Origin of the sequence: Dolichospermum sp. LEGE 00240 (genome assembly GCF_015207875.1) — a bacterium.
Classification (GTDB): Bacteria; Cyanobacteriota; Cyanobacteriia; order Cyanobacteriales; family Nostocaceae; genus Dolichospermum; species Dolichospermum gracile.
Genome location: NZ_JADEVZ010000118.1, coordinates 1 through 9,722, shown reverse-complemented (window position 1 = coordinate 9,722; position 9,722 = coordinate 1). Strand labels below are relative to the sequence as shown.

The window sequence follows — 9,722 nt, the reverse complement described above, 5'->3', positions numbered from 1 at the left end:
AGATGTTTATAAGAGACAGATATTAGACAACTGACAACTGACAACTGACAACTGACCAATTACCAATTACCCCGCATTGCTTCTTTCATTTCCCGGACGGCTCTTTCCATACCTACTAAAGCTGCCCGACTGATGATAGTATGACCAATATTGAGTTCCTCCATGCCTGGAAGGGCGGCAATGGGGTAAACATTCCAGTAGGTGAGTCCATGACCGGCATTCACCCGCAACCCAGCTTTAATGGCTTGTTCACAGCCTTGAGCTAATAAAGTTAGTTCTTTTTGCCGAGTTGTTTCGTCTTTGGCTTCCGCATATTGCCCTGTATGTAGTTCAATAAATTTGGCTTTTACTTTGACAGATGCCTGAATTTGTGGTGGTTCGGCATCAATAAACAAACTAACGGGAATGCCGGCGTTTTGCAATTTATCAACTATCTCCCCTATTCTAGCAATTTGTCCAACAATATTTAAACCACCTTCTGTTGTTACTTCCTCCCGTTTTTCTGGTACTAGGGTAACATAATCGGGTTTGATATCTAGGGCGATCGCTAACATTTCTGAGGTTGCTGCCATTTCTAAGTTTAAATGGGTTCTCACTGTTTGTCGCAATAGCCGCACGTCTCGATCTTGAATATGTCTTCTGTCTTCGCGCAAATGGGCGGTAATGCCATCTGCACCCGCTAGTTCTGCTAGTATTGCTGCTGCTATGGGATCTGGTTCTACTGTCCGCCGTGCTTGGCGAATGGTAGCGATGTGGTCAATGTTAACACCGAGTGTAGGCACGCCTGGTTTCTCCTGTTTAACGGTTCTCAGATGTTAATTTTACAGGAAATACCAATTCTAGGGGTGAATGGTCATATTATAAAGAAAGATAATTCTTAAAAAATTGGATAATCTTTGAGGCGATATGCTTTTAGAACTGCAACAAATTATTGTCAATCCAGGTCAACAAATGTTACTCAAGAATATTAGTTGGCAGCAGTTAGAAAAGATTTTGGAGGAAATGGGAGAAAGGCGTGCGGCGCGTATTTCTTATAGTGATGGTTGGTTAGAAATTATGGTTCCTTTACCTGAACACGAAAAAGATAAAGAACTTATTGGTGATTTAGTTAAACTTTTATTAGATAAATTGGAAATTGATTTTGAGCCTTTTGGTTCGACAACACTTAAAAATAAGCGAATGCAGCAAGCTGTAGAACCAGATACTAGTTTTTATATTCAAAATCAAGCTGCTGTAATTGGCAAAAATCGCATTGATTTAAATATAGATCCACCACCAGATTTAGCTATTGAAATTGATATTACTTCTCGGACTCGGTTTGACAATTATGAGATTTTGGGAGTTCCTGAACTGTGGCGATATCAACAACAAGGTTTGGAGATTTTCTTGTTACAGTCAGGGAAATATATAAAATCTCAATCTAGTCCTAATTTTCCTAATATTCCCATTGTCGAATTAGTTAATGAGTATGTACGGCAGTGTTTAACTATTGGGAGAAGTCAGGCTATGCGGAATTTTAGGAGTTGGGTTAAGGATAATTTATGATTGAAATTTAAGCTTAATTAGAAGAGGTGATAATTAATCATGAACAATTAAACAATCATGAAAATGATAAATGTTTAATACTTTAACACTATATTAATTGATAACAAATGGTTTGTTCAGAGCATCGTGAATTCTACTTTGACCTTGCACCTGAGAAGTTTTTTTAAAGAGTTGATTATTATGATATATGCTTATCTGTAATAATACGGGATAAAATCGGAAATTTTTCTAAATTTTCAGCAATTACCTCCATAATCAAATACTTTGAGAAAGCTCTAAGGAGATTATCATACGCGTAAAATTTAAACTACAAAGGCTTTGTAAGTGACAATACCTTGTCCAAATTAGGAAAAGCCTTGATTTGTAGATTGGGTTGTGGAACGTAAACATTCGCGGAGCAATTAGCATGAAACCCAAGATGAGCCTTGGATTGCGCTGTCACTTAACCTAAACTACCTCTGATGGGTGACAAGGTGGTAAAAATAAGGTATTATCTTAAAATTACACTTAAGTAAGTCAGCGTTATTAAAGAATCAATGTAACGAAATGTAAATTAACGAATACCTTATGAATAGGGTATTTCGCGGTTTTTACAAAACTAAATATATATTGACTTTATTGTGCCGACTTACTTACATGGTTACATAAACAAAAAATACATCAAATATCAATCACATATAGAGGTTGATTTTTGAGATTGGATAGTTTATTATCCTTTTAATTTGTTAAAAATTGTAAGAATTTAGACACTAATGATTTATTTTCTTGCCCAAGCGGCAGCCTCACCTGCAAGAACTAATCCTGTAGCCACAGCACTACTAGTTATGCCAACCGCGGCACAATTTGGTACGTTCCTTTTCAGTTTAGGTTTATGTACCGGAATTTCTTTTGCACTTTATATAGGGCTTTTTTATGTACTAAAATCACTTGCTCGCAAATGGGAAAAAGATACATTACTACTCCTTCTTGGCATTTCCGAAACTCCTCTGACTATAATTTTTATCCTGACGAGTCTCAAAATTGCCCTATTCAACTTAAGTAATTCAGGAGAAATAATTGAATGGATTCAGAAGGGACTCCTAGCCTTTCTAATAGCGGCTTTAACTTACTGGGTGACTCAGTTGTTTACAGAGGCAGTCGTTAGCTATTTGAAAGCTTATGCCAGGAGAACGGAGGCGATTTGGGATGATGTTTTAATACCTCTCCTCCAAAATTTTATCCCAGTAATTACTTATATTATTGGTATTTCTCTATTCTTTACTACCCTTGGTGTAGATTTAACCGGGATAGGATTAGCCCTAGGTAGTATCACTGTGGTTTTGGGATTAGCAGTGAAAGATATTTTAAGCAACTTCTTCAGTGGCTTAGTCCTATTAGTTGATACACCATTTAAGTTCGGAGATGTGATTACTACTTCTGATGGTTCACTGGCAATTATCAAACAAATTGGGATTCGGGTAACAAAGTTGTATCTGATTGAGCAGCATTGTGAAGTATATATGCCTAATGCTGCTTTGGGAAATCAAAGTATCACTAACCTGAGTCGTCCTACTACTCACTATGCCTATACAATTCAAGTATCAGTGAGAATTGATGCTGATGCGATGATGGCAACGGATATCCTGCAAGAAATTGTTGCTGGACATCCAGACACATTAGCTGATTTTGATCAAAAACTCAAATCATTAGATAGCTTCTATGGATTAAAAGAAGCTCAGGGGGATAGGCTTTCCAAAAAGGATGCTGGACGTAAACGGATACTAATTGAAAAGGAAATAAATCTTCAGTTGAAAAAAGTCCACACCGTATTCGAGAAATTAATTGAAGAAATTCAACTTTTAGAAAGAGGTGGGTTAGATACACAAGAACTGAGAAGTATTCAGAAGACGTACATAGAGATATTAAACCTAGTAGGAATGGTTGTTATCACAGAACGGAAGGGTAAACGACAACGCTCTTGGTTGGAAGAAGAACAAGAGTCTACGAATAAAGAAAATCTCATTAGCTTAGTGAGATATTGGTATGAAACATGGTTAAAAGATCCAGATTTGGTCTTGGAAGATCGAAGTGTTTTGCCTGATGAATGGGAACAAAAAATTGAACTTCTGAAGATAAAACTGAATAAATTATTTCAGAAAATTTCTAGTCCAGGAGTTGATGAAACTAGGTTAGATGACTACGCAGTCAAACTTCTAGATTGGTTGGAAACTAACTTTAAGGAGTCTTCTACTGCTTGGAAAGAACCACAAATTCAAATTACAGATATTCAAGGTTCTTCCATTCAATTTTCTGTAAGGTTCTATATTGATAATATTCAATTAGAACATTGGCGACGTGGTGAAAGAGTTAAAAATGAAGTGCGACGAGAAATGATTCGCCGCTTGAGACTGGCTCATATCTACACTGGTTAAGTCCTAAATAATTGCGGTAGTAAGGATTGAGATTTTCAATATAAGTAGGTTAGCATTGAAAATCGTCCTTATGGCAAGGCAATAGGCAATAGTGAAGAGGGTTTGGGGGATTTTACTTTTCTTTACACCAATACCTTGTCCAAATCAAAAAAAGTCTTGATTTGTAGGTTAGATTGAGGTACGTTCACGTTCGCGGAGCGTGGCGTTAGCCATAGTGTGGCGATAGCCATAACCCAACAAATGCGTCGGGTTGCGCTGTCGCTTAACCCGACCTACAAAAAATGCATAAGGTATTGTTACACAGATTGGTTTTATTGTGTTCACCTACTTAACGTGGAATGGTGCGTTACGCTGTCGCTAACACACCCTACTTTTTTACTTTTGCACTTTATTTAATTCACATCCCGTCAGGTTTCGCAAATCCCTGGCTTCTAAGGATAAGTCACAATTTCTGGAGACGATTACAACAGAAGTCGGGGATCTTAATTTTTGTTTACAAGATGATCCGGTAAGCGTAATGGTGAAGTTGAGTCCACTTAACTGGAAGCACTAGTGTAAAAACGGAGAGCAAATCGCCAAAACTGAGTAGAAATGAAAAATAATATCAAAGCTAATAATCCCGCACTCAGCAACCAGGTAAATTGAATTTGTCCTAACATAGACTGGGCGGGAACTGTAGTTAAAAAAGCTACAGGAACTACAAAGGTAAAGAAAAAACGGTAAGCAGCAGGATAGGCTGTAATCGGGTATCTGCCGGCATCTAAAAGTCCTCTTAATACTTCTGTAATGTTGTATATTTTAACAAACCAAATACTGGTTGCACCTAGTATAAACCACAGACTATAAAGAATGACCAAACCACAGGACAAGGGGAAAATAGTCAGTAAGTATTTGTCAATTCCTAAGCTGAGTTTTGTACCAGCGTAGCCAATTATGAGTAAACCGAAGATTAAATCTGGTATTCCCCAGGGAGAAACGGTATGAATAGATAACCAAAACTGACTACGAATAGGTTTTAATAATATAAAGTCTAAAGTCCCTTCTTGGACATGACGCACAATCCGATTTAAGTTCGGAGCTAGGAAGGTAGCACTAAAGCCTTGTAATAAGGTGAAAATTCCTAAGACTACTAAGGCGGCTTCCCATGACCAGCCTGTAAAAGTGTAGCCTGTGCGGTAAAACAGGAACAAACCAAAGACACTACCTACTAAATTACCTAAGCTACTGAAAGCAGTAATGATAAAATTAACACGATATTCCATTTCCGCAGCGATCGCCGCACTCCAAAATAATCTCAGAACTTTTAAATATCTTCGCATTTTTCATCTTTACCCCAATATCTATTAAATATTAGCAGGTGTTGGAGCTATGCACTATCGGTCTTTTATGTCTTACAATTTAATTGGCGGCTTTGTTTGGACATTTGGCATTACTTTGTTAGGGTTTTTCTTAGGAAAATCTTTACCAGCGGAACAATTAGATAAGTATCTATTACCAATAATTGGTTTAATTGTTATTGTTTCTTGATTACCTGCGATTATTCATGTAATTAAGGAAAACAGCGCTAATAAAGAATAAAATATTTTATTCCCAAATGTACCCAAAAACTGGTAGCGTCAAACAAGGAAAATATTTTTTGTGGATGTTACGACTTGAAAACACGTTCTAATTATTGGCAACTTTTACCATATATCCGCACCCAGTGGCCAACTATCGCTAAGGGTTTTGTGGGGATTTTGGGATATGTACTGGCAACTTTAACCTTGATTAATGTCGCGGGTAAGTTGGCAGTTCCTTTCGCAAATGGTAATGTATTAGCGATCGCTCAATTAGCCGGAATCAGTGCTGCTATCTTTCTTGTCAGGGGCTTTTTTCAGTCTGTGCAAGATTTATACATGGCAAAAGCAGCGTTAAAGGTGGCTTTTTATCTGCGACAACAGGTTTATACTCATTTACAAAAACTCAATCTCAGCTATTTTGAAACTGCTAAAGCTGGGGATTTATCTTATCGTCTTACGGAAGATGTTGACAGGGTTGGAGAAGTTATCAATAAGCTTTTTCATGATTTTACTCCCTGTGCTTTACAGTTAATTGCTATTCCCATTTACATGATTTATTTGAATTGGCAACTTACCCTAGCTACGGTAATTGTTGCCCCAATTATGGGAATTTTAATTGGTTGGTTTGGGGAAAGATTACGGAAATATTCTCTCAAAAGTCAAAGTCGTATTTCTGATTTATCGGCGATTTTAACGGAAGTTTTCAGCGGGATTCGCTTAATTCAAGCTTTTGCTGCGGAGAAATACGAAATTGAGCGATTTAGTTATGAAGCAGAACGCAGTTTTAAAGCTAAATATTCTGTAGAAAGATTAAAAGCGATTCAAATTCCCATTGTGGGATTTCTAGAAGCTGTCAGTGCCTTATCTTTGTTAATGGTAGGAACTTGGCAAATATCTCAACGCAATTTAACCGTCGGTGAATTTTTTAGTTATTTAACAGCAGCAGCTTTGTTAATTGATCCGATTGGTCACACTACTAATAACTATAATGAATTTAAACAAGGTGAGGCATCAGTTGATCGGGTTTTTGAGTTATTAGCAATTCAACCAACGGTATTAGAAAAACCCAATGCTATTACCCTTCCTGCTGTTAATGGTAAGGTTGAATATTGCCATATTACTTTTGCCTATAAATCAGGAGAACCTGTATTAAATAATATTAGTCTATTAGTCATGCCTGGTCAAGCGATTGCCCTTGTTGGTGCTTCCGGTGCTGGGAAAACTACTTTTGTGAATCTTTTACCTCGATTCTATGATCCTGAATTTGGGGAAATTTTTATAGATGGCATAAATATCCGAGATGTGACTTTAAATAGTTTAAGAAAACAGATTGGGATTGTTCCTCAAGAAACAATTATGTTTTCGGGAACTATTGCCCAAAATATCGCTTTCGGACAAGATAATTTTGATATTAACGCAGTAGAATCAGCGGCAAAAATCGCCAATGCTGATCAATTTATTCAACAATTACCGGAAGGTTATCAGACTTGGGTGGGTGAGCGGGGTGTGAATTTATCCGGGGGACAAAGACAACGAATTGCGATCGCTCGTGCAGTCCTTCTCAATCCGCAAATTTTGATACTTGATGAAGCCACATCTGCCTTAGATTCAGAATCAGAAGCTTTGGTACAAGAGGCTTTGGAAAGACTGATGGCAAACCGTACGGTGTTAATTATTGCCCATAGATTGTCAACAGTGCGGAAGTGCGATCGCATTTTGGTGTTAGAAAAAGGGCAAATTGTCGAATCAGGAAATCATGAGGAATTATTAGAATTAGAAGGAAGATATGCGCGGTATTATGCCCAACAATAAGATCCATAAGATCCCCGACTTCTTAGAGAAGTCGGGGATCTGAAATTCTCGCAAGGGATACGAGACGCTACTGCAACCGCTATAATCCAATAATATGCTCATAGTTTAATCCCCAGCGTTCTTTCTCAGATAGATCAGTTTTCATCGCTTTATCATAAGTTTAAATTATCCTAAACTAAGAATACTTTTGATATTTATAACTTATAGCAATTTGCCTTTAGATTTTCTTAATAATTAATTGAGAATCTTTTCTATTTATCAACGAGGTTGCAATACTTTCCGCGATTTGCTATAATTCTAGAGAATTTCATAATCGGGTTATTATTGTCAATTTTGGATCTTTTAGAAGATGTTAATCTGAAACCTTTTATTGACAGTGGTTTCAGAAATCAATCTCCCAGTCCGATACAAAACTTTACAAAAATTTTAGCCATAAATTTGCTCAAAAATGATCTAATTTGAGCGATCGCAAAAATTCCCTATTGACAAAATGACAAAGAAGTGATACATGACTTGTCACCTGTTAAGGGGTTTAGCACTGCTAAACCCTTATATATCGCATCAATTACAGAATGGTTTAACGCTAAAATGCGTTTGGTAGTTGTGGCAGCATTTTTCATAAAGTTTCAATATTTATTTCTAAGTAATAGAATCACGTAAATCATTAAGAGTAATCATCAAAGTCATTGGTTCAAGAGAAGACAAAATAAAACCTAAAGCCAAATAAAAATCCTTAGCTTCTTCAGAAATAGCATGAACAATAATTCCTCTAATACCAATTGTATCACCAGCTTGAACAACCCTTAGCGCCGCATCACGAAATAAAGCCCGTCCTAAACCTTGACTTTGATAAGAACTATCTATTGCTAATCTTGCTAAAATTACTACCGGAATAGGGTCAGGCATATTTCGCCGAAATTTACCTAACGCTGATTGTATACTAATCGCTCCAGAAGCAAGGGCATAATACCCAACTACTCTATTGTCAGCGCAGATAACAAAAGTTCTAGTTGCACCACTGATTTGATTAGTATAAGCTCGACGTTTTAACCAATCATCAAGAGAAGCGATTCCACAGGAAAAATCAGAGCAGGAGTGATGACTAGAGAGAGTTTCAGGTGGTGTTAAACTCATTCTTTATCCCAAGATGGAGTTGTCTGCATGGTTTTGCGTAACCGCTCATTAGGTTGGGGTGGTGCATCTAGTAAGGCGATAAATTCTGCATAAGCCTCTGGACTAGCCCAAAAAATAGTCCGTTCCAGCAAAGTTTCCTCCGCAGCATTCCGCGCTGCTGCTAAAATAAAATCAGTTCTATTTTTACCTAACACTTTGGCGGCCATATCTATCAAATCACGTTCTTCTGGCTTAATGCGTAAATTTAGGGTGTTACGCACAGTCATATTTTTTGTTTGATTGGTCATGGTGGATTTTTTTGGTCGTAATTATTGATTAGATCATCTTAGCATAGCGTAATGACAACGACATTACAATATTTAGTAAGAAAATCGCTATTTTTGGTAATACAGCACTTCCCGATGTTATGAGGTACAAGAACCCCAACCCCCTCCCCGCAAGCGATGCGGGGGCTTAAGATGTATCTCATTCAAGTGCATACCGCTATAATTTCGCTATCGCACTAACTTAATTGAAATTTTATATGTTCAGAAATTTGTCTGAAAACTTCTTCAATATCAATAGGTAAATAAGGAAAAACGGAATCTTCAGAACCATCATGTACATGATGGGGGTAGGTTGAAATTTCAGGATGATGGGGTGCGTTATCCCAACGTTTTATTAGTTCTCTATTTTTAGTTTACCAATGGAAACTATATTTAATTCTTTCTACTTGTCCTGATGCTATTTGCAAGAATTCAAACATTTCTAAAAAGCTACCATCTTTTAATGTCAGACGATAACACCATAGTCCTTTATCAGTTTGTGATTCTTCTCGAATAATCGTTACATTTACCCCCCTTAATCAAATTATTCTCAGAGAAATTATCCAGAAGTTTACACCTATTCTGGCGATCGCCTCACAGACAAAAAAGCTAAACTGCAAAAAGCAATCGCTATTTCATATCAGGTTTCAAAAGTGCGATCGCCATTTACCGTTTCTGCTAAATTTATCGCCGAAATAGTAAAAATTAAGACAAGTGTATGACAGAGCGTATTTTACAAATTGGCGATGTCGTAACTGCAAAATTTCCTATTCAGCTTCCCGGTGGAAGAGAGCATATTCCGCAGCAAACGAGAAAGATACATTAAATATAGGACTTACGCATTGACAAAGTAGTAAAATAGTGTATTGATAAAAAGTATCATCTACTTATCAGGTATCGGACAATTAGAAAAATCAGCAAACCTTCCACAGCACAATGCAATCTGGAACATTACA

Annotated in this window: 8 protein-coding genes and 1 pseudogene; 4 read left to right on the top strand and 5 right to left on the bottom strand. The window is 37.1% G+C overall.

What is annotated here, in order from left to right; genetic code table 11:
• Positions 1-59: 59 nt before the first annotated feature.
• Positions 60-782 (bottom strand): pyridoxine 5'-phosphate synthase, encoded by a 723-nt coding sequence (locus tag IQ226_RS23540; RefSeq protein ID WP_193899432.1) that lies wholly within the window; start codon positions 780-782, stop codon positions 60-62.
• A gap of 124 nt (positions 783-906) precedes the next feature.
• Here IQ226_RS23540 and IQ226_RS23535 point away from each other — a divergent pair, with 124 nt between their 5' ends.
• A complete protein-coding gene (locus tag IQ226_RS23535) occupies positions 907-1,545 on the top strand; it encodes a Uma2 family endonuclease (protein ID WP_193899430.1) in 639 nt (212 codons plus the stop codon).
• Positions 1,546-2,297: 752 nt separating this feature from the next.
• Positions 2,298-3,956, top strand: coding sequence for a mechanosensitive ion channel family protein (locus IQ226_RS23530; RefSeq protein WP_193899428.1), 1,659 nt, complete (start codon positions 2,298-2,300; stop codon positions 3,954-3,956).
• Positions 3,957-4,492: 536 nt separating this feature from the next.
• On the opposite strand, the gene IQ226_RS23525 is transcribed toward IQ226_RS23530, so the two are convergent.
• The gene (locus tag IQ226_RS23525; RefSeq protein ID WP_193899426.1) at positions 4,493-5,275 is read right to left on the bottom strand and encodes an ABC transporter permease; all 783 of its coding nucleotides are present in this window, start codon (positions 5,273-5,275) and stop codon (positions 4,493-4,495) included.
• A gap of 49 nt (positions 5,276-5,324) precedes the next feature.
• On the opposite strand from IQ226_RS23525, the gene IQ226_RS23520 reads away from it, so the two are divergent.
• Positions 5,325-5,483 (top strand): hypothetical protein, encoded by a 159-nt coding sequence (locus IQ226_RS23520; protein WP_228039638.1) that lies wholly within the window; start codon positions 5,325-5,327, stop codon positions 5,481-5,483.
• Positions 5,484-5,608: 125 nt separating this feature from the next.
• A complete protein-coding gene (locus IQ226_RS23515; RefSeq protein WP_193899424.1) occupies positions 5,609-7,327 on the top strand; it encodes an ABC transporter ATP-binding protein in 1,719 nt (572 codons plus the stop codon).
• Between the two features lie 639 nt (positions 7,328-7,966).
• Here the strand turns inward: IQ226_RS23515 and IQ226_RS23510 are convergent.
• From IQ226_RS23510 to IQ226_RS26085, 3 genes and pseudogenes are all read right to left on the bottom strand, one after another.
• Positions 7,967-8,461, bottom strand: a complete 495-nt coding sequence (locus IQ226_RS23510) for a GNAT family N-acetyltransferase (RefSeq protein ID WP_193899422.1) — start codon at positions 8,459-8,461, stop codon at positions 7,967-7,969.
• The gene (locus tag IQ226_RS23505) at positions 8,458-8,748 is read right to left on the bottom strand and encodes a DUF1778 domain-containing protein (protein WP_193899420.1); all 291 of its coding nucleotides are present in this window, start codon (positions 8,746-8,748) and stop codon (positions 8,458-8,460) included. The genes IQ226_RS23510 and IQ226_RS23505 overlap by 4 nt, the downstream gene beginning before the upstream one ends.
• Before the next feature lie 215 nt (positions 8,749-8,963).
• Positions 8,964-9,236, bottom strand: a pseudogene (locus IQ226_RS26085) (DUF6516 family protein).
• Positions 9,237-9,722 lie beyond the last annotated feature (486 nt).